Source organism: Phocaeicola sp. HCN-40430 (genome assembly GCF_037890285.1).
Taxonomy (GTDB): Bacteria; Bacteroidota; Bacteroidia; order Bacteroidales; family Bacteroidaceae; genus Phocaeicola; species Phocaeicola acetigenes.
This window is the reverse complement of record NZ_JBBKBS010000028.1, coordinates 18,797-39,153: the sequence shown is the minus strand read 5'-3', so window position 1 is coordinate 39,153 and position 20,357 is coordinate 18,797. Positions and strand designations below refer to the sequence as shown.

Genomic DNA, 20,357 nt, shown 5'->3' with positions numbered 1-20,357 from the left:
TTGTTATGCCATGTATTCATGATTCTATTTGCTTTTTTAAATCGACGACGTCGGATACATAATCGCCCACGTCGATTATACAGCCAACGACGACATTTCTACATTCGGCGACGCCGATTAAAGTTTCCGACATTCACCGGTACATTTTTATTCCTGCCATATACTCTATTTGTCAAGAGATGACAAATTTAATCACTGTCTGCTTGAGTTAAAGTGTAATTTAAAGGCATGTTGTTTAAAAGAATAAATCCCTGTACTTTTATAGTTCCGGAAATAACTATGCCTATTCCCTTTCTACAGAAAGTACAAGGATTTATTGAAATCGATTATTCAGAAACGTCTTTATGCGTTTTCTTGCAGTTCTGCTGATTTACGATGTTTTAAAACCTCTGCATCAATATAGAAGATTGTTTCTTCTGCCAAGTTATTAATATGGTCACCGGCTCTTTCCAATTTACGGAAAATACCTGCAGTTTCCAAACAAAGCTTTATATCTTCAGGATGCTCAGTAGCATGAACCGCCAATGCATTGATTGCGTTCTGGTTTAATACATCCAGCACCTCATCCTTCTTGAATACAGACTTAGCCATCGCCAAATCTTGTTTCTGCAATGCTTCATATGTAGTATTCAGCATGGCCAATACAGTATCGAACATTTCGTGTATCTGCAAATCGCTGAAAAGCACTTTATTTTCCGGCTTCAGCTGAGTACGAATTACGAAACGGGCAATGCTATCGGCATAGTCACCTATACGTTCCAAGTTATTGTTAATCTTCAACATAGCCAATGCAAAACGCAAATCGACTGCAACAGGATTATATAAGGCAATGAAGTCTTCAATGTCGCTGTCTATTTTCAGTTCGAATGCATTAACCCGCTTTTCACGAGCTACCACTTTATCTGCCAACGAAGTATCTGCATTCAACACGGCCTGATAAGCATTATTCAATTGCTGATAGACCAATGTCCACATTTCATTTACTTCGTTCTTTATTGTCTGAAGTTCGTTTTCTACAAATTTTACCATAATTGTATGAAGGGTTAAGTTTATCCAAATCGTCCGGTAATATAATTCTGAGTAGCCTCCTGAGCAGGATTGGTAAATATCTTCTTGGTATCATCAAATTCCACCATCTCACCCATATAGAAGAAGGCGGTCTTGTGACTCACACGGGCTGCCTGCTGCATGCTGTGTGTGACAATAATAACCGTAGTCTTTTCGCCCAACTCGCAAATCAATTCTTCCACTTTAGCGGTAGAAATAGGGTCGAGCGCCGAAGCCGGTTCGTCCATCAGCAAGATAGAAGGCTCCACAGCCATGGCACGGGCAATACAAAGACGCTGCTGCTGTCCGCCAGACAAAGCATAGGCCGAATCCTTCAACTTACTCTTTACTTCTTCCCATAAAGCAGCTCCTTTCAAGGCTTCTACCACACGGTGCTCTATAAATTCCTTATCTTTTATACCGTTTACACGCAATCCGTAAGCCACATTTTCAAAAATACTCTTTGGAAAAGGATTCGGACGCTGAAACACCATTCCCACATTCTTTCTCAAAGAATCTACATCTACAGACTTGTCGTAAATGTTTTGTCCGTCAATCAGAATCTCTCCCGTCAGTCTTGTTCCGGGAATCAAATCGTTCATACGGTTAAACAAACGGAGAAAAGTAGACTTTCCGCACCCCGAAGGGCCAATAAAAGCGACCACTTCATTATTAGGTATCTGAATGTTGATATTCTTCAATGCGTGAAAATTCCCATAATAGAAATCTACGTTTTTTGCTTCAATCTTATTCATATATCAGATGAGTTATTTCGATTTTAATTTGTTTTCAAAGAATTTGCGGACAGCATTTGCGGTAAGATTCATTATCAGTACCAACATAATCAACACAAAAGCTGTTCCATAAGCAATAGGAAGCTGTGCTTCGATATCGGTTCCACTTGTTGCCACTACATACAGATGATAAGGCAATGCCATACATTGGTCGAAAACACTTTCAGGCAATTTCGGAAGGAAATAAGCCGCACAAGTAAACAAAATAGGGGCAGTTTCTCCCGATACACGACCCAATGAAAGAATCAATCCGGTAATAATACGTGGCATGGCCATAGGAAGCAGGACTTTCCATATAGTCTGCGCTTTAGTAGCTCCCAAAGCCAGACTTCCCTCACGATAACTGTCTGGAATATCCTTAAAAGCCTCTTCTGTGGTACGGATTACAATAGGCAGTGCCAACAGGCCTAAGGTAAATGATCCGGCCAGAATACTGTCTCCAAAACTCAGATAGTTTACAAAGAAAGCCATACCAAACAGACCAAATACAATAGAAGGAATACCTGCCAGGTTATTGGTCATCATGCGGATAAAAGCGACCAACTTTCCCTGTGGAGCATACTCATTCATGTAAATACCGCTCATCACCCCAATTGGGAAGGAAAATAATGCACTTCCTATCATCAGATAAAAGGTTCCGACAATAGCCGGCCATATGCCCCCTTTGGTCATCCCGTCAGTAGGAGCTTCGGTCAAAAATTCCCAATTAATCACTCCAATACCTTTCACCAGAATAAAACCAAGGATAAAGAAAAGCAAAAGTGCCACACCATAACTAAGCATGCGGAAACAAGCAAACATTATCTTCTGTATTCTTTGCTTTTTACGCGTATAAGAAGGATTTGTTTTAATAGCCATGTTTTATTTCTTGAATTTGTTGCGTGCAGAAACAATTTCCACACAAGAGTTGATAATCAGTGTAATGAAGAACAATATTACCCCCAGCAAGAACAGAGACTGATAGTGTGCTCCTCCTGCAGGTGCTTCACCCAACTCGGCAGCAATCGTAGCAGGGATAGTACGCAGCGGCTCCAGAATACTTGTAGGAATTACCGCAGCATTACCGGTTACCATCAGTACAGCCATGGTTTCACCTATAGCCCGGCCGATACCCAAGACTACTCCCGACGTGATACCCGAAATAGAAAAAGGAATCACAACTTTATAAATGGTTTGCCAGTGAGTAGCTCCCAATGCCAGACTGGCTTCACGCATCATACGCGGACAGCTGCGCATTGCATCTTCCGCCACAGTAATAATGGTAGGAAGTGCCATAATAGCCAATACGATACTTCCAGCCAAACCCGATTCCCCAACAGGAAGATTGAAAGTTTCCTGAAGGAAAGGCACAATTACCGCCAACCCGAAAAAGCCGTATACTACCGAAGGAATACCATTAAGCAACTCGATAATAGGTTTCAGATATTTACGTACGTTAGGATGGGCAACTTCTGCCAGATAAATGGAAACGGCCAGCCCAAACGGCAAAGCGATGAGAATAGCGAAAAAGCTTACCCACAATGTACCTCCAATCAAGGGAAGAATACCGAAGATGGGTGAAGGTGTAGCAGTAGGAAACCATTCATCTCCTAACAGTACATCCTTAACCGGAATGTTTTCATCTTGTATCAGGTTCATTCCGGTTTCTTTCTCGATGAGCGAATAAGGCACAAATGCAATCATCCCTTTGTGCTGCTTCACCAATTCGGCAATCTTCGCTCCAGCCAACTCATATTCGGCTCCGAGTTCTTCTTCTGTATAGATTTTATCAAGATCTTCCAAACGGAACACTTCTACAGGAATATCTCGTCCTCCCAACTCTTTCCAGTTCGTAATTTCTTCATCGAATAAGAGTTTGATTTCCTGTGCGCTTAATCGCTTTACCGGATTATCCTGATTTAATGCCAATACATAGCCTTTATCGACCACCGGATTGCTGAACAACCCAACTGCCTCGCTGAACAAAAAGCCAATAATCAGCAAAATAGCAATACTGGTAGTAAAGCCACTTATCGTAAAAATACGTCGGGCTATTCTATCAATTATCTTTTTCATAATGTATTTTTGTGTGTTTAATCATTATCGGGGAATAAATCCCAATTCCAATGTCTTTTCCAATCCATCCGGCGAATAGATAAACTGAATAAAATCAGACACCCGACTTTCATTCTTTTTATCATAATAATAATACAACGGACGAACAATAGGATACTGTTTTTTCATTGCTGTTTCTACCGAAGGATATACAAAGCTTTTCCCCTGGTCATAAGATACAGAAACTGCCTTTACATAAGGGTTAAGATAAGCAAGCCCGACATATCCGATTGCACCACGTGTTTGTCTTACTGATTGGATAATTGCTCCCGTTGCAGGCATAGAAAGAATACTGCTCATGTAATTCTTATTTTCAAGAACACTCTCCTTGAAAAATTCGTAGGTACCGGAAGAGGTTTCACGAGAATAAACTACAATCCTGGCATCTTCTCCGCCTACTTCCTTCCAGTTGGTTATCTTACCACGGAAAATTGCTTCCAATTGTTCACGGGTAAGCTTACTTACAGGATTTTCCGGATTTACAATAACAGCCAGCGCATCATAAGCAACTATTACCTCACAAGGCTCGTGCTTGGACTTTTTCATTTTCATTTTTTCATTGAACTTGATGCGGCGGGATGCCATTGCCAAATCGGTAGTACCATCCATCAAAGCCGAAATTCCCACTCCACTACCTCCACCTGTTACAATGACTGTAGCCGATGGATGCTGCTTCATGTACATTTCCGCCAACTCCTGAGTGAGTGGAAGAACAGTGTCACTTCCTTTGATTCGTTGTGCCATCACGGTACTGCTCATACAGCAAGACACAAAAAGGAAAGGAATTAAAATTTTCTTCATTTTGTTGTTTTTTAGGTCTTTAAAATCACGCGGTAAAGATAGGCAGTTTCAACGAAAAGTGTATTACAAACCTGTTTCACAAAAAATACAATCCGATTAAAAAACAACTGATATGCTTTATAATAACATTTTTTAGTTTATAACCTCCTACCTTATATTCATTTCTTTACTTACAGAAGCTTCCATAACTGAAATGTTTTACAGTTAGTCATAAACTAATTCGTCCGGCACCATCATGTGTCAATCTGATGATACCGGACGAATTTTAAAAAAACGGGAATCTTCTACTAATCAAGAAAGAGTTCTTCCGGATAACCTACATCTACCAGAAACAATGCATTTCCCGGAACAGAGGTTCCTGCACTACAACGATTTTTCTCTTCTATCACTTTACGAAATCCCTCTACCGTCAGTTTTCCTTTGCCAACCTCTACTAAGGTACCTACCACAGCACGAACCATATTACGTAAGAAACGGTCTGCCTGAATAGTAAATACCCAATCGTGTTCTCCTATTTGTTCCCAACGGGCGTACATCATCTTACAATTGTTGGTTTTCACATCTGTATGCAACTTACTGAAACTGGTAAAATCGATATAATCGAACAAGACCTGAGCTGCTTCATTCATTTTCTCAAAATCCAGCTTCTGAAACACTCTCCAAGAAAATGCCCGATTAAACGGATCCTTACAAGTGGTAATATAATATTTATAGGTACGGTATGTTGCATCGAAACGGGCATGTGCGTCCGACTTTACTCTGCATACACGATGTACAGCTACATCTGGAGGGAGCAAGCGGTTCAACTTATCGACCACCGTTGCACAATCCAGTTCTGCATCAAAATCGAAATGGGCTACCATCAGCCGGGCATGTACTCCGGCATCCGTACGTCCGGCACCTACTACTTCTATAGGCTTGCGCAGAAAAGTCGACAAAGCCTTCATCAACACTTCCTGTACACTAATGCCGTTAGGCTGAATTTGCCAGCCATGATAATTTGTACCATCGTACGATAAGTATATAAAATATCTGCACATATTCTGTTATCTTACAGTTATATGGAAGCATCCCTGCTTCAGTTCATATTTCACATAACAACGGTTTAGCTTACGCATATCTCTAAGCACTTCCGAAAGAACCAGTTTCAGCGTATCTGCCCCTACATCCTGCATAGGTCTTCCATCAGGATCTTCAACCTTTGCAAACCGTTTCCAACTCAAATCGAAAGTAGTACCATAAGAATGACAAGAATTTGCCGAAGCATTGATATTTCTGCGTCGTAAACGCTTTACATCGTCTTTAGTGCGAAGAACAGAGGTTACAATTATCTTATTCGGATTCAATCCTTTGTTCTCCAACGAATCAAGGAAAGCATGTCCTATTGTATCCAGTAAAGCACTGGCACGAGGAACCAGATAAGGTACAGAATGTGTAAGCGAATCGACATCATACAGGTCACACGATTTTATCTCTGTCAGACGACCAGCCAATTCGGAAGCAGCTTCCCTATCGGCTACTGGAGAAATCCCCAGACTCTTGGCGGCTTTAAGCTGCACGGCATTCAAATCATTAAAACTCCGTTTATAACTGATGACACCCCGTATATTATGCGGATTATTCATTTTCATAGACATGTCTTTTTCTTTGCATCCCGCTGCAAGCAAAGAACATAGACAAAGTCCACAAAAAGTATTCAATAAGATTTTCATTCTTCTTTTCTGCTTATCTAAAATCAACAATTATCATTCTCTTCATCGCATTATCCTTATAGATAGATTGTACGCCGACAACTTTTGCCTATCGCACAAATTGACGAAGAGATTAAAGCTTTATCTATTAACGTAAGCAAAAGTACGAATTATTCTTGAGATAGTATATCTTTGTAAAGAGGTGTTTAATTTAAAATATAAAAGTCTATGAATAGAGTATGTAAATTATTTGGTATTCGTTACCCTATTATACAAGGAGGAATGGTATGGTGCAGCGGATGGAAACTTGCTTCAGCAGTAAGCAATGCCGGTGGACTTGGTCTGATAGGTGCCGGCTCCATGCATCCCGAAACATTAAGAGAACATATCCAAAAATGTAAAAAAGCAACCGACAAGCCATTTGGAGTAAACATTCCTTTGATGTATCCTGAAATAGAGGCTGTTATGCAGTTGGTTGCCGACGAAGGGGTTCGTATTGTATTCACTTCTGCCGGCAATCCTAAGACTTGGACAGAATGGCTGCACCAACATCATATTACGGTAGCTCATGTCGTTTCTTCTACAAAATTTGCAGCAAAATGTGAAGAAGCCGGAGTAGACGCTATCGTGGCTGAAGGATTCGAAGCTGGAGGACATAACGGAAGAGAAGAAACCACCACATTGTGTCTCATTCCGGCAGTCCGGCAAATCTGTACAGTTCCTCTTATAGCAGCAGGTGGTATTGCTACAGGAGAAGGTATCTTGGCAGCCCAGTCATTGGGAGCAGATGGTGTACAGATTGGAACCCGATTCGCTCTTACAGAAGAAAGTTCGGCTCACTTTGCTTTTAAAGACCGATGTCTCTCCCTACACGAAGGGGATACCATATTGACACTAAAACATCTGTCACCTACCCGCCTTATCAAAAATGAGTTCTACTCTGAAATAGAGAAAATAGAACAACAGGGTGGTTCTATAGAAGAGCTAAAAGCATTATTAGGAAAAGGCAGAGCCAAACGGGGAATCTTTGAAGGAGATTTGAAAGAAGGAGAACTGGAGATCGGCCAGATTGCTTCACTGTTCCATCACATCCAGCCTGTAAAAGAAGTCATGAAGGAACTGATAGACGATTATAACTCAGCTTTACGGCATATGCAGGATCAGTTATGCTGGTAAACAGGTCTTCTATTTCCATTAATCTGAATTCTTTTCATCGACAATGCAGACACAAAAAATTGGTTTGCTCAATTCCAATTTATTTCATATTTTAGCAATGTAATCAAGAAATATAATCACTATGGATATCAAACAATACATTCAAGAGAATGAAAATCGTTTTTTAGAAGAGTTATTCAGCCTTATTCGCATTCCAAGCATCAGTGCCCTGCCACAGCACAAAGAAGATATGCTGGCATGTGCCGAACGTTGGAAACAGCTCCTGCTGGAGGCTGGAGCAGACGAAGCCATGATTATGCCTTCGAAAGGTAACCCATTGGTATATGCTGAGAAACGAGTAGACCCGAATGCACCTACTGTGCTGATTTATGCGCACTACGATGTAATGCCGGCCGAACCACTGGAACTTTGGAAGAGCCAACCTTTTGAACCGGAAGTACGCGACGGACATATTTGGGCGCGCGGAGCCGATGACGACAAAGGACAGGCAATGATTCAAGCCAAAGCCTTCGAATATGTAGTCCGGGAAGGATTATTGAAGCACAATGTAAAATTCATTTTCGAAGGAGAAGAGGAAATTGGCTCACCAAGTCTGAATGCATTCTTGAAAGAGCATAAAGAACTTCTTAAGGCAGATGTTATCCTTGTATCAGACACCAGTATGTTGGGAGCTGATTTACCCTCACTGACTACCGGACTACGCGGACTTGCTTATTGGGAAATAGAAGTTACAGGACCAAACCGTGACTTACATTCCGGACATTTTGGTGGAGCTGTAGCCAACCCTATCAATACATTATGCAGCATGCTGGCACAAATTATCGATGAAAACGGACGCATTACTATTCCACATTTCTACGACGATGTAGAAGAAGTTCCTGCTGCCGAAAGAGAGATGATTGCCAGCATTCCATTCGATGAAAGAAAATATATGGAAGCAATCGGTGTCAAGGCTTTGAAAGGAGAAAAAGGCTATTCTACACTGGAACGTAACAGTTGCCGTCCGTCTTTCGATGTATGTGGTATTTGGGGTGGATATACTGGCGAAGGCTCTAAAACTGTATTGCCTTCAAAAGCTTATGCGAAAGTATCGAGCCGTCTGGTGCCTCATCAGAATCATGAAAAGATTTCCCAATTGTTTATCGACTATATCAACCAGATTGCCCCCGATTATGTGCAGGTAAAAGTTACTCCGATGCATGGAGGTGAAGGATATGTATGTCCTATCACACTGCCGGCTTATCAGGCTGCAGAAAAAGGATTTACCGTTGCATTCGGGAAAAAGCCTCTTGCAGTCCGCCGTGGAGGAAGTATTCCTATCATCAGCGACTTTGAGCAAATCTTGGGAATAAAGACTGTCTTGATGGGATTCGGACTGGAAAGTGATGCTATTCACTCACCCAATGAAAACTTCTCACTTGATATTTTCCGCAAAGGAATCGAAGCAGTGGTAGAATTCCACAAAGAGTTTGATAAGATGTAATCAAAGTTCAAAACAAGAACGATAAAAAGGAATATTCAGTAAATACTACAAATCAGCCACCTAGTTCATTTGCAAAGCATCGTGAATCAGGTGGCTTTTTGTATCCTCTGTTATGTCCCGATTCCCTCTTGCGGTTAGGTGACTGGAATAATTGGAGCACTTGTTATATTGAACGGAAAAAGGCGATAAGACACACAAAAAACGTGACTTGAATCGATGGCTTATGATACTTGTATCGTTGCCCTTCGTGACTTGTATCGTATGCCATCGATTCAAGTCGCGTTTTTAGAAGCATTTTCTGAAAGCAAAAAACGGTATGAATGACATCTATTACTGACATTCATACCGTTTTTCTTCAGATACCGTTCCAGGCATTTGCAGAGAATTGAGCCTCAACTCCGCTTTCCAACTCATCGTTCAGGTTGTGAAAGAAATCAATACCTGTCAACTCTTCCAACTCGTCTACTGTAATTGCATAATTGGAAAGTTTCTCTTTACTACCATACGTTTTGCTCTGATCCAACCAAAAAGCAATAGCCTTGAAACGGTCTCCTTTTTTATTCAGTAAAGCCATAAAATAATACTTGGGTACCGGCTTTGTCTGATCTCCATCAATGTATGTCCAAATATGTTCCTTGCGGTCTATACTGGCACCTTTTACCACATACAGTGTATCACGGAACACATTACTTCGCCCCCAGTTTTGTACAGCTGCTTCCAGTTCACGCCATATTCCTGTATTGAAGCTGTTTTTCTGTGGACTCATATTGGTATAATAGAAAGTCTGTTCATTCGCTGTTTCAGAATACAACCGATCAGCCGATGCACAGAGATGTCCCCTGTCATATCCTTTCCGTCCAAAATCAGCTTGCACGCGCTGACTTGAAGCTCCCACCAAAGGATCGGGACCAAAAGGTTCGTCACTACGACCTACGGTAGTTTGCCCTGTTGTATTATAAAACTTAAAAGCTACCCAGCGTGCATGTTTTTTGTCTAAATCGTATTCCAAACTAAAGGTATTAACTTCTTGCCCTCCCACTGTAGTAGAATGGGAAACAAACTTATGATTGCCACTTGTTGCCAAGGCAGGGAGCTCTGCCGGGCCATTAGAGAAAGCAGAACCCGATGAAGGGTCATCGTTACTACAAGAGGTAAAAAGCAGGACAGACAACAGACTGCCCGTCAAGAATAGTCTTATTTTCATTCGTTTAATTTTTATGCTGTTTTGACACTGATGTACAACAAAGCACAACAGTTTTTATTTCTTTATGCAAAGAAAATAAAAAAGAGCGAAGAATCCCGCCTTTCCGACAAGATTCTTCGCTCCATTATATCAAGAACCAGATATGGTTATAATTATCAGTTCATAGTATGTGAACCTAATCCGCTTACATCGTCTTTAGAAGTAGCTTCCCACTCATCTGCATTGTAAGTAGCAGAAGGTCCAGTTACACTTGATTTACGACGATATGTCATATCCTTTGCAAAGTCGTCAGATCCACCATTAAATACACCAAATACATCTATCAATTCACCATTCTTAAACAACCCCACAGGATCATTTCCACTGAAATTGACAGCTGGACAACTTACAGCATCACCAGTATATAGTTTTGCTTGTGAATTCTTTAGAACAATCACTGATTTAGCAGGAATTGAACCAGATAAATCCTCTTTATTATTCTCACCCCACTCACCTGCTCCATTGGTCTGCAAAGACAAAGTATAACCAGACAAATCTATAGCCTGATCAGTCGGATTATAAATTTCTATATATTTATTATAACTACTTCCTTCTACATATTCAGAAATAAACAAATCTCCTGTTCCAGGCTCTGGTTCTGTACCACCACCATTTTCTACAGCAGCAACTTTCACATTCTTCACTTCCCATGTTGCCGCTGTTTCGCTAGAACTGGTGTATTTGAAAGCCAATTGTACTTTCTTTCCTGCATACTTATTCAAATCAACATCACCAGAAGCAACAAAATCCCAGCCATCACTTTCGGGATATGTAATCGTCAACGGTTCCCAGTTATTCATTCCAGCTTCTGTAGCTACAACAGTAAGATACTGAGAAGCTTTTCCTTTAGCAAAATTAATTGCCTGATCGAAAGTAAGCACAGCCTTATCCACACCTGTCAAATTAATAACAGGAGAAGTCAACCAACTTTCAGTTACATTATTAGTACCATTGACATATGCACTGGCTTTCATATATTTGTAAGAAGCATCGTGCTTCCATACAAAGCTCAAAGAACCAATTTCCTTATTATCAATTATAAATTTACCAAGACCTGATTCAAAACTTTCTACATAAGGAGCATCTTTAGTTACAGTAACCTCTTCCTCTGGAGTCGGCACATTGCCACTACCATCGCTATAAACCTGTACATCATTTACCTCCCAAGTCGGAGCACCTTCTGTTGTACTAACATATTTGAATCCAACTTGAACTTCTTTACCTGCATATTTACTCAAGTCAATATTTCCAGAAGAAACCATAGTCCATGACTCACCACTACTATAGTTCGGGATAGTCAATTGTTCCCATGCCTCTTTTCCTGCTTCGGTAGCCCACAAAGTCAGTTCTTTTGTTTTATCTACACCAAACTTATGTGCATGCTTGAAAACCAAAGTAGCCTTTGTTGCATCAGACAAATTGATTGCCGGCGAAATCAGCCAACTTTCAGAAGCCTTGTTTGAACCACCCACATAAGCACTCGCTTTCATATACGGAGGATTAGTCTGATACTGTTCCCATTTCCATACATAAGAAGAACCTTCTGGAAGAGTTACATTTTTAATAGTAAAGTCACCTTCATTTGCAGTAAATTTCTCTTCAAAAATCAAGTTACCTTCCGGAGTTTCTCCTTCACCACCTTCTTCTTCTCCAATTTCTTCTCCTTTAAAGACTCCGGCAGAAACTTCTTTCAACCCAGCAGCACTAAAGTAAGAAGTAAGAGTACCCTGCAAAATCACAGGCTGCTTCAAGTTGTCAGCATGATCCACCAGATTCAATGCTGTACGAATTGCTCCAAACGGCAACTGAACAATCACACAATTCTTTGCTTTCTGTTCATCTGGAGTATCAGCAATCATCAAGTTTGAACTAGTAGAAAACGGTGCAGCAAAATTAGCAGTAAAAGGATCTACGTTAGTTTCCATTACACCTACGATGTATCCTTGTACCCAAGCCACAGAACCATCCTGCTTCATTTGAGCAGTAGCTACATTATACGGATCTTCCTTGGTTCCTGTTCCTACAAGATCCACATCGTCCGGAGATTTAATTTCATATGGTGCAGGCACATCGCTACAAGAAGTCATCAATGCAGCAGCTCCAAACAGCGTAAAAAACAGTGCGCTAAAAATCTTTTTCATAATCAATATGTATTTGTTTTGTTAATTATTTCTTTTTACTTCTTCTCCCGATCTTAAAGTCAGCTGCCAGGTATTACCATAGCGACTCAGCAGACCTGTTACATTCAACTTACCCTGAGGCAATACATCGTTTGCGAAATTAGCATATGTACTGGTACGAACCACAAGTTTAGTTCCATCTTCAAATACCAGATTCTGTTCAATTGCAGACTGTGATCCACCTTTATCTTCTGCATAAAGTTCTTCTCCATCTGCATTTTCAAACGAAACATCATTCATGTTCACCAGAATAGGAGCTTCTGCCTTATCCCATGAAGACAAATCAGCTGCAGTCAGAGTCTTAGGCTCCAGTTCCGGATAAAAAAGATTAGGTTCACCAAGCAGACGAACGTGCTCTTCCCACATATAACCCGGCATTCTGCCAACCTTACCATTATATACGGAACCAAGCTGTCCCAATTCTCCATATCCTCCGATATAAAGTCCTTCACAGTCAATAATCATTTTCTGACCAACCGGACAAGTAGCATACAAACCGGTATTATTAATACCAATTACGATTATACCACTCTCATCAGCAATCATCAACTGCTTATAAATATTTCCGCTTTCGTCATCACCTACAATGACTCCCTCAATACGTGTTTCTTCTGTAATCTGCTGCAAGCCATTGGCAGATATCACCGAAGCATACTTTTTCTTCAGATTGGCAATAGAGATTGTCCGTCCGTCTTTTATATTATTGTTTCCATAGGCATTGCCTGTTACAGGTACATCAAAATCGTCCATACAAGAAACCAATCCTGAAGTAAACAGAACCATGCAGGCAGCCAAAATTAACGTTATCTTTTTCATATCTTCTTGTTTGATTTTATACTCTTACCTTTCTCTTCATCAGAATCTGAATCCAACATTCAGGAATGCATTGAACGGGAAAGCATAATAGTATTTTGAGTTTTTAGAGAAAACATATACACGTTCTGAACCATCTTCGTAGCTATCGTCACGATTTTGTTCGTAACCACCCGTACGCAGATTAGTATTGTTCAGAATATTGTTCAAACTTAGATTAATGCTCAAGCTCTTACCATCACGCAGACGAATAAATTTACCTATAGAAGCATCCAGCATAAAGCCACCGTCCAACTCTTCCTGTTCCGGTACAGATACTCCCACCAAGTTTCCATTGGCATCTACAGTACCATCGCTATACTTGGTCAGTACACTTTCCAAGCGGCGATAAGTAGAGAAATCAAGATATACACGATGATAATAGTTTCCTGTCAGATTAAAGAACCATCCTTTGATGTTATAATCCAATCCCAAGCTATATGCAGAAAGAGGAGTACCACTCAAACGCATACCTTTTGCATATACACGGTCTACATTCGATTCGCTTTCACTTTCATATGTACGAACCGCATCCGGATTATTGATGTATTTAGCTTCCGACCATGTAGCGATACCAGTCAACGACAAGTTAGAAGTCAGTTTCACGGTAGCTGCAGCCTCTATTCCATAATGTTCTTTTTCAATACCATTCATAGAAAGATAAGTGAAACGTGATTCATTATCATTGTAGAAAGCATCCATCTCTACCTGATTGCTGAAGCGCATATAGTAACCGGTAATACGACCGTTCACTACAGAACCGGTAAAGTTGTAACTCAATTCACCTCCAAAAATACGTTCAGTCTTCAGATCTTTTACAAAGTCATTTTTAATACGTGGAGCAATGAAAGCATTGTAAGCAAGTGGAGCACGATCTTCGTAGCTGGCATTCAATGAAATAGAATGATTTCCGTTGAAGTCATAACGGATACCTGCCTTCACAGCACCTTCCAGGAACTTGGCAGTACCACTGCTTCCTTTTGATTTCAAAGGAGCACGTCCATTACGCATATTACCATAACGGAACATCTGTGTAGAACCGATTTTACCACTTACAAAATAATTCAGTCCTGCATCTTTTCCTTCATAACGCAACCAAGCGCTTTCCTTATATACATGAATATCGTAATCGTATCCGAAACGGTCGCCTTCTCCAATTCTACGGTTCGGATTATCCAAATCATTCTGAATGATAGAAGAACCGTATCCATAATCACGAACAGAGAACTTGTCGATATCGGTATAAGTAGTTGCTCCCAACAAATCTTTCATTGTTTTATAATGCATACCTTTTGTTGCATTGAAAGCGATACCAGCCGAATACTTATGATTCTTGTCCAAAGAATGATTGAATACAGAACTCAAGTTGAAAGCCAGCTGGTCGTTGTGCAATTCTTCCTGGTAATACAAAGCATCCTTACCGGTAGCATTTGCCTTCTGATTGGCAAGATACAGCATATCCCAGTCTATCTGGCGATAAGATTCATTATTCATCCATAAATCAGTTACCCGATTAAACTGATCCAGTTCATCTGCAGTAGGAACACTGTTCCAGACATTAAAGATAGAACTTGGTAACTTCTTGTAATAATCCGGTCTTGGATCGGCTGCATTACCTCCCCATCCCAAGGCACTCTTGCCATAAGAACTATACTTAAATCCGGCACTGGTTACCAACTTCATATCCTTGTTAATATCAAAGTCCCAGGTAGCAATAGCCGACGGCTCATACGAATTTACCACACGTGCATTACGTTTCTCGCCGTTCTGATATCCCCAGTTAGGATTATAATAGTGGCTGTTTGCCAAATAATAAGCTTCTTCTGTAGAAGCCCCCTGCTGTCCTCTTTCTGTAGGTGCTCCCCAGGTTGCGAGAGACAAGCTATGACGTTCGTTAAATACCTTCTGTGCAGCCAGGAAATAGCTGAAAGAATTATAAAAAGTACCGGCAATATTGCCTTCTTCCGCCCATCTGTAACCAAACGAGCCGGTAAAAGCCCATCCATTGTTCATCAAGCCTGTAGAATAGGTATACATGGCTCTTGCTACATAACTACGGTTGCAGGCAGAGAAGACCAGCTTCGATCCTGGTGCATACTGGCTGGCACGCATATTGATATTAGAAGAACCACCCACTGCACCAAAAGTAAAGTTATTGGTTTCAAATGGGCTGATACCTTCCTTGTTACGGGTGGCATCATTCAAGCCTCCAATCAATCCGTAACTGAAACGTCCCGTTTCTACATCATTAAATTGCACTCCATTAAAAAAGACTTCACTGTACTGCGAATCAAGCCCTCTTACCCTAAAACGCATCGGGCTGAACAAATAGCCTACATTCGACAGATACACGTCATTGTTCGAAGTGACCAATGCATAATTGCTTTGAGCCACATCATCATCTTCGTTCAGTTGGGATTCTGTAAATGTAAATGAAGTATTATCTTCAAGTACATTCTTTTTTACCTTATTCTGGGCTATCAAAGCTGGAGTAAGGCAAAAAAGCACACTCATAAGTCCGAGCTCTTTTTTCATACTTTTTATCGTTAATTTTAAACACTTTTCACCTTAATGTATTAAGGTATCATTACAAAGTAAATAAAAAAAGCCGAATTTGAATAATTTTTGCCAAAAAAAACATGGGGAAACAGTATATTTTCTACTTATTTTTTAGATATTTGTCATTGGACTGTAATAACATGATAAATTAAAAGCTCAAAACAATGAAAAGACATCTATTATTCGCACTGATGACATTCTTATTTGTCACAGTTTATTCACAGGAAAAAAAGTATGCCCTATATGGAGTAGGCTTTTATAATTTGGAAAATCTATTCGACACCTCACATGATGAAGGGAAGAACGACTACGAATATTTGCCCGAAGGAAAAAACAAATGGGATGATTCCAAATACAAATCCAAACTGAAAAACATGTCCGAAGTACTAAGTTTATTAGCTACGGACAAACTTCCCATGGGTGCTGCAATTATCGGTGTTTCGGAAGTAGAAAACAGAAGAGTGCTGGAAGACCTTATAGCACAACCGGCTCTTGCAGACAGAGGATATGAAATTATCCATTACGAAGGAGTAGACGTAAGAGGTGTAGACTGTGCTTTCCTTTATAACCCCAAACTCTTTCAAGTAGAAACAAGCAGACTTGTCCCCTACATTCCAGAAGACAATGACACTACTTACAAAACACGTGGATTCCTGATTGCAAGCGGAACAATGGGAGGAGATAAAATCGCCTTTATTGTAAACCATTGGCCTTCGAGAGCAGCCGCTTCTCCAGCCCGCGAAAGAGCCGGAGTTCAGGTACGTGCTCTAAAAGACTCGTTATTACTGAACAGCCCCGACATCAAAGTCGTAATTATGGGTGATATGAACGACGATCCTATGGACAAAAGTATGTCTGTAGCGCTAGGAGCTAAAAGAAAAGCGAAAGAAACCGGTAAGACAGATTTGTTCAACCCATGGTGGGATACTTTGAAAAAAGGATACGGTACTCTGATGTATCAAGGCAAATGGAACCTGTTCGACCAGATAGTATTTACAGGCAATATGTTAAACCCGGACAGAAAAACTCTGACTTATTACAAACATGAGATTTTCAAACGTGACTTCATGTTCCAGACTGAAGGCAGATACAAAGGTTACCCCAAACGTACACACGCCGGTGGAGTATGGCTCAACGGATATAGCGACCATCTTCCTGCTGTAGTTTATTTTATCAAAGAAGTACAATAATACCCTGACTTATGAAGAATTCATTGCATTTTTTCAAGGCAACCTTATTTGTCCTTGTGGCACTCTTCACCTCTTGTAGTGAAAGAGATATCCCAGAAGAGTTGCTGAACAACGAACAGAATACATCCCAACCGGTTTATTTAGATTTAAAAGAAAATCTTCCGGCTGATAATGCAGGCTTCCTGTTGCATATCCGCACAGAACAATCGTGGACAATAGAAGTAGACCAAGACTGGTGTACTTTATTAAGATACTCTGGTAACGGAAATGCATCGGTAATGGGTAGTGTAAGCAAAAATACTACCGACCAAATGCGTTCTGCACTCATCACTGTACGTATAGCCGGTATTTCTTATCCGCTTACCATACAACAGAATGCAGGCGAAGAAGGAGAAGGAGGATCGACCACTCCAGAAAATCCGAACGGATATGCAAAAAGAATAGAAGTTCCGGCTCTGAAAGGAGGAGACATGAATCTGTTCATCACGCATACTACACAGTATAACGGAAAAGAAGTGATTACTTACAGCTACGAATGGGATTGTGCAAAGAAGCACTCACGTTGGGTAGCCTTTACATTCAGTACAGCTACTCCAGACAATGATGCGGGAAGAAATGATTCATTCAGAGACGACCCGAAAATCCCCTCACAATATCAGACGCACGACAGCGACTATAAAGGCAGTGGATACAGCCGCGGACACTTATGTGCTTCTTCAGACCGTCAGTATTCTATAGAAGCCAACAAACAGACATTCTATTTCTCTAACATGAGTCCTCAGATTCAAAACGGATTCAACGGAGGCATCTGGATGAACCTGGAACAGAAAGTCCAGCAGTGGGGAAAAATCTCAGTTTCATCGGATACGCTATACGTAGTAAAGGGAGGAACCATTCAGGACAATCAGATTATAGAATATATAGGCAACAATGTTCCTGTACCCAAATACTATTTTATGGCTATCTTATCGCTTAAAGGCGGAAGTTATCAGGCTATTGGTTTCTGGTTGGAACATAAGGCTTATAGCAATAACAATTACAAGCAGTATGCTCTTTCAATTGACGAGTTGGAGCAGAAAACCGGAATTGATTTCTTTGCCAACTTGCCCGATAATATAGAGACAACTGTAGAAAGTAAATATACAGAAAGTGCCTGGAGCTGGTAAGGATTATCCAACCGGGCAAAAATAAAACCATTCATCAGAAAGGCTGTCTTAAATAAAATTTATATTAAGACGGCCTTTTTTGTATCCGAACATTCCACTCTTGCAAGACGGACGGAAAATATTGGAGCTTGAAACCGGCAATCTCTTGACAAATATATCACACAACAAGAATAAACAGGTAGCGATAAGCATCGGAGTCTTTAATCGCCGTCGTTGATTATAGAGCCGCCGTTGTCGGCTGTACAGCCAACGACGGCGTTTGTGCAGCCGACGTCGCCGAATTGAACAAATGAATAGATCTCCAGATTTATATCTATGCCAATGAGCGTCTTTCCTACAGACAATTCAGACAACTAAGACTCTACAGCTTAATCTGAAATAAAAACAAAAAACAGAGACCATCTCAAGTCCATATTGAGACAATCTCTGTTCACTTGTATCTTACAACAATAAAACTCCGTTTTTACCGCAAGCGAAGAATCTCTCCTACTTTAGGTGCCGGAGATTCCGGTTTCATGTTATTCATCTTATACAGACGTGACAAACGGACACCGAATTTCTGAGAGATAGAATACATGGAATCGCCCGGACGTACTGTATAGCAAATATGATCTTTGGTAGCACGATAGCGTTTTTTCTCCAAATAAACAATCTCACCGCCCTGGAATTTATAATTTTTCGGCAACTCATTGTATTTGCGGATTTTTCTTTTGCTGATTCCCATTTCTTTGGACAATGATTCAAAAGTATCTCCCCTGCGTGCTATGATATACAAAAGTTCATTAGCCAAATAAGGCTGATGCGGATTCGGAAAATCTTCTGCCCATTTCAGTCCTCCTTTCCGGTCGTACTGATCCAGTTCATACAGCTCGATAATATTTATCAGACGGTCTGCGTAACGAGGGTCGGTAGCATAACCTGCTTTTTTCAGCCCTCTGGCCCACCCCTTGTAATCGGTAATTTTCAAGCGGAACAGAAAAGCATACCGGGCTCCTGTACGCAAAAACTTGGAATGGTCTTCGTACGAATCGCGCGGATGCTTATAGGCACGGAAACATTCGTTCCGCGCATCATCATCATGACGCACCGTACGTCCTTCCCAGCGACTGCCACATTTAATTCCAAAGTGATTGTTCGATTTCCGTGCCAGCGTACTTCTGCCGGCCCCCGACTCCAGCAATCCCTGTGCCAGCGTAATACTGGCAGGGATGTGGTAACGCTCCATTTCTTCGACCGCTATCTTTCTGTATTTCTTGATATAATCTTCATATGCCTGATTACGACGCTGGGCAGGCAGCATGGCTACCACACACGATACAAGCAGCAGGAAAAATCCCCTTTTACATATATTCATTTATTCTGACTTTTAAATTATTTCTGACAAGCAAAGATAAACTATTGAATGAATAAAACAAAATACAAGCCGAAATCTACTTATTTTTTATACATTTGTACAAATACTAAAAAGAAACACCATGAAAGAACTGAAAATTGAAATTGGCATTCGTGCTTTCCGTTATGAAGAGCTGGAAGAATTGGACCGGAAACTGATTGATGCAGCCAAAGAGGCTACCAATCGCAGTTATGCTCCCTATTCACATTTCTCAGTAGGAGCAGCTGCCTTGCTGGCCAATGGAACTATTGTAACTGGAAGCAATCAGGAAAATGCAGCCTATCCTTCGGGTACTTGTGCCGAACGTACTACTTTATTTTACGCCAATTCTCAATACCCCGATCAGCCCGTCATGACTCTTGCCATTGCTGCACGTAGCGAATCCGGTTATTTAGAATCTCCAATTCCTCCTTGCGGTGCCTGCCGTCAGGTCTTGCTCGAAACCGAACAGCGATACCAACAACCTATGCGTATCCTGCTTTATAGCCTAAACGATATTTATGTAATAGAAGGGACCAAAGATTTGCTTCCTTTATCGTTTGGCAAAGATTTTCTTGAAACAAAATAACAGACTTCCAGCCGAAAGAACCCGGACTTTACTTTCCTCTTCCGGCATAAGCCTCACGGACAAATTTACCACAGATCTATAAAAAAGAAGCCTCTCTACTTTCAGGGATTTTCCCAAAGC

The 20,357-nt window shown here is 40.8% G+C and carries 17 protein-coding genes; 5 read left to right on the top strand and 12 right to left on the bottom strand.

The genetic code is table 11. The features are described 5' to 3' along the window. Positions 1-342: 342 nt before the first annotated feature. From phoU to WKU26_RS11225, 7 genes are all read right to left on the bottom strand, one after another. A complete protein-coding gene (gene phoU / locus WKU26_RS11255) occupies positions 343-1,029 on the bottom strand; it encodes a phosphate signaling complex protein PhoU (RefSeq protein WP_340322075.1) in 687 nt (228 codons plus the stop codon). Between the two features lie 20 nt (positions 1,030-1,049). Continuing rightward, positions 1,050-1,802, bottom strand: coding sequence for a phosphate ABC transporter ATP-binding protein PstB (gene pstB / locus WKU26_RS11250; protein ID WP_340322074.1), 753 nt, complete (start codon positions 1,800-1,802; stop codon positions 1,050-1,052). A 12-nt stretch (positions 1,803-1,814) separates the two neighbouring features. Next, positions 1,815-2,642: a phosphate ABC transporter permease PstA gene (gene pstA, locus WKU26_RS11245; protein WP_445323243.1), complete on the bottom strand. Its 828-nt coding sequence runs from the start codon at positions 2,640-2,642 to the stop codon at positions 1,815-1,817. Positions 2,643-2,702: 60 nt separating this feature from the next. Further along, complete coding sequence (pstC, locus tag WKU26_RS11240) at positions 2,703-3,896, bottom strand: phosphate ABC transporter permease subunit PstC (RefSeq protein WP_340322072.1); 1,194 nt, start codon at positions 3,894-3,896, stop codon at positions 2,703-2,705. 24 nt (positions 3,897-3,920) lie between these two features. Next, positions 3,921-4,736, bottom strand: coding sequence for a PstS family phosphate ABC transporter substrate-binding protein (locus tag WKU26_RS11235; RefSeq protein ID WP_340322071.1), 816 nt, complete (start codon positions 4,734-4,736; stop codon positions 3,921-3,923). A 287-nt stretch (positions 4,737-5,023) separates the two neighbouring features. Beyond that, positions 5,024-5,776, bottom strand: coding sequence for a tRNA pseudouridine(38-40) synthase TruA (gene truA / locus WKU26_RS11230; RefSeq protein ID WP_340322070.1), 753 nt, complete (start codon positions 5,774-5,776; stop codon positions 5,024-5,026). Positions 5,777-5,782: 6 nt separating this feature from the next. Continuing rightward, positions 5,783-6,448, bottom strand: coding sequence for a DUF5715 family protein (locus tag WKU26_RS11225; RefSeq protein WP_340322069.1), 666 nt, complete (start codon positions 6,446-6,448; stop codon positions 5,783-5,785). A gap of 207 nt (positions 6,449-6,655) precedes the next feature. Here WKU26_RS11225 and WKU26_RS11220 point away from each other — a divergent pair, with 207 nt between their 5' ends. After that, entirely contained in the window at positions 6,656-7,603 is a 948-nt protein-coding gene (locus WKU26_RS11220) for an NAD(P)H-dependent flavin oxidoreductase (protein ID WP_340322068.1), read from the top strand. Between the two features lie 121 nt (positions 7,604-7,724). Then, positions 7,725-9,086, top strand: a complete 1,362-nt coding sequence (locus tag WKU26_RS11215) for a dipeptidase (protein WP_340322067.1) — start codon at positions 7,725-7,727, stop codon at positions 9,084-9,086. A 355-nt stretch (positions 9,087-9,441) separates the two neighbouring features. On the opposite strand, the gene WKU26_RS11210 is transcribed toward WKU26_RS11215, so the two are convergent. The 4 genes from WKU26_RS11210 to WKU26_RS11195 all read right to left on the bottom strand — a co-directional run bounded on the left by WKU26_RS11210 (position 9,442) and on the right by WKU26_RS11195 (position 15,896). Next, on the bottom strand, positions 9,442-10,290 hold the full coding sequence (locus tag WKU26_RS11210) for a DNA/RNA non-specific endonuclease (RefSeq protein WP_340322066.1): 849 nt from the start codon (positions 10,288-10,290) through the stop codon (positions 9,442-9,444). Between the two features lie 155 nt (positions 10,291-10,445). Further along, entirely contained in the window at positions 10,446-12,470 is a 2,025-nt protein-coding gene (locus WKU26_RS11205; protein ID WP_340322065.1) for a DUF6359 domain-containing protein, read from the bottom strand. Between the two features lie 21 nt (positions 12,471-12,491). Continuing rightward, positions 12,492-13,325: a DUF5689 domain-containing protein gene (locus tag WKU26_RS11200; protein ID WP_338158379.1), complete on the bottom strand. Its 834-nt coding sequence runs from the start codon at positions 13,323-13,325 to the stop codon at positions 12,492-12,494. Positions 13,326-13,364: 39 nt separating this feature from the next. Continuing rightward, entirely contained in the window at positions 13,365-15,896 is a 2,532-nt protein-coding gene (locus WKU26_RS11195; protein WP_340322064.1) for a TonB-dependent receptor, read from the bottom strand. Between the two features lie 188 nt (positions 15,897-16,084). Between WKU26_RS11195 and WKU26_RS11190 the strand changes: the two genes are divergently transcribed. Both WKU26_RS11190 and WKU26_RS11185 read left to right on the top strand, forming a co-directional pair. Further along, on the top strand, positions 16,085-17,110 hold the full coding sequence (locus tag WKU26_RS11190) for an endonuclease/exonuclease/phosphatase family protein (RefSeq protein WP_340322063.1): 1,026 nt from the start codon (positions 16,085-16,087) through the stop codon (positions 17,108-17,110). 11 nt (positions 17,111-17,121) lie between these two features. Continuing rightward, the gene (locus tag WKU26_RS11185) at positions 17,122-18,276 is read left to right on the top strand and encodes a DNA/RNA non-specific endonuclease (protein ID WP_340322062.1); all 1,155 of its coding nucleotides are present in this window, start codon (positions 17,122-17,124) and stop codon (positions 18,274-18,276) included. A 463-nt stretch (positions 18,277-18,739) separates the two neighbouring features. On the opposite strand, the gene WKU26_RS11180 is transcribed toward WKU26_RS11185, so the two are convergent. Beyond that, positions 18,740-19,576, bottom strand: coding sequence for a glucosaminidase domain-containing protein (locus WKU26_RS11180; RefSeq protein WP_340322076.1), 837 nt, complete (start codon positions 19,574-19,576; stop codon positions 18,740-18,742). A 175-nt stretch (positions 19,577-19,751) separates the two neighbouring features. Between WKU26_RS11180 and WKU26_RS11175 the strand changes: the two genes are divergently transcribed. Then, the gene (locus tag WKU26_RS11175; RefSeq protein ID WP_178267212.1) at positions 19,752-20,237 is read left to right on the top strand and encodes a cytidine deaminase; all 486 of its coding nucleotides are present in this window, start codon (positions 19,752-19,754) and stop codon (positions 20,235-20,237) included. Positions 20,238-20,357: the final 120 nt, after the last annotated feature.

Coding starts and splice junctions, on each gene's coding strand:
- WKU26_RS11180 (WP_340322076.1), bottom strand. CDS start 19,576: ATGCTGCCTGCCCAGCGTCGTAATCAGGCATATGAAGATTATATCAAG.
- WKU26_RS11175 (WP_178267212.1), top strand. CDS start 19,752: ATGAAAGAACTGAAAATTGAAATTGGCATTCGTGCTTTCCGTTATGAA.
- WKU26_RS11210 (WP_340322066.1), bottom strand. CDS start 10,290: ATGAAAATAAGACTATTCTTGACGGGCAGTCTGTTGTCTGTCCTGCTT.
- WKU26_RS11200 (WP_338158379.1), bottom strand. CDS start 13,325: ATGAAAAAGATAACGTTAATTTTGGCTGCCTGCATGGTTCTGTTTACT.
- truA (WP_340322070.1), bottom strand. CDS start 5,776: ATGTGCAGATATTTTATATACTTATCGTACGATGGTACAAATTATCAT.
- pstA (WP_445323243.1), bottom strand. CDS start 2,642: ATGTTTGCTTGTTTCCGCATGCTTAGTTATGGTGTGGCACTTTTGCTT.
- phoU (WP_340322075.1), bottom strand. CDS start 1,029: ATGGTAAAATTTGTAGAAAACGAACTTCAGACAATAAAGAACGAAGTA.
- pstB (WP_340322074.1), bottom strand. CDS start 1,802: ATGAATAAGATTGAAGCAAAAAACGTAGATTTCTATTATGGGAATTTT.
- pstC (WP_340322072.1), bottom strand. CDS start 3,896: ATGAAAAAGATAATTGATAGAATAGCCCGACGTATTTTTACGATAAGT.
- WKU26_RS11195 (WP_340322064.1), bottom strand. CDS start 15,896: ATGAAAAAAGAGCTCGGACTTATGAGTGTGCTTTTTTGCCTTACTCCA.
- WKU26_RS11190 (WP_340322063.1), top strand. CDS start 16,085: ATGAAAAGACATCTATTATTCGCACTGATGACATTCTTATTTGTCACA.
- WKU26_RS11185 (WP_340322062.1), top strand. CDS start 17,122: ATGAAGAATTCATTGCATTTTTTCAAGGCAACCTTATTTGTCCTTGTG.
- WKU26_RS11205 (WP_340322065.1), bottom strand. CDS start 12,470: ATGAAAAAGATTTTTAGCGCACTGTTTTTTACGCTGTTTGGAGCTGCT.
- WKU26_RS11235 (WP_340322071.1), bottom strand. CDS start 4,736: ATGAAGAAAATTTTAATTCCTTTCCTTTTTGTGTCTTGCTGTATGAGC.
- WKU26_RS11220 (WP_340322068.1), top strand. CDS start 6,656: ATGAATAGAGTATGTAAATTATTTGGTATTCGTTACCCTATTATACAA.
- WKU26_RS11225 (WP_340322069.1), bottom strand. CDS start 6,448: ATGAAAATCTTATTGAATACTTTTTGTGGACTTTGTCTATGTTCTTTG.
- WKU26_RS11215 (WP_340322067.1), top strand. CDS start 7,725: ATGGATATCAAACAATACATTCAAGAGAATGAAAATCGTTTTTTAGAA.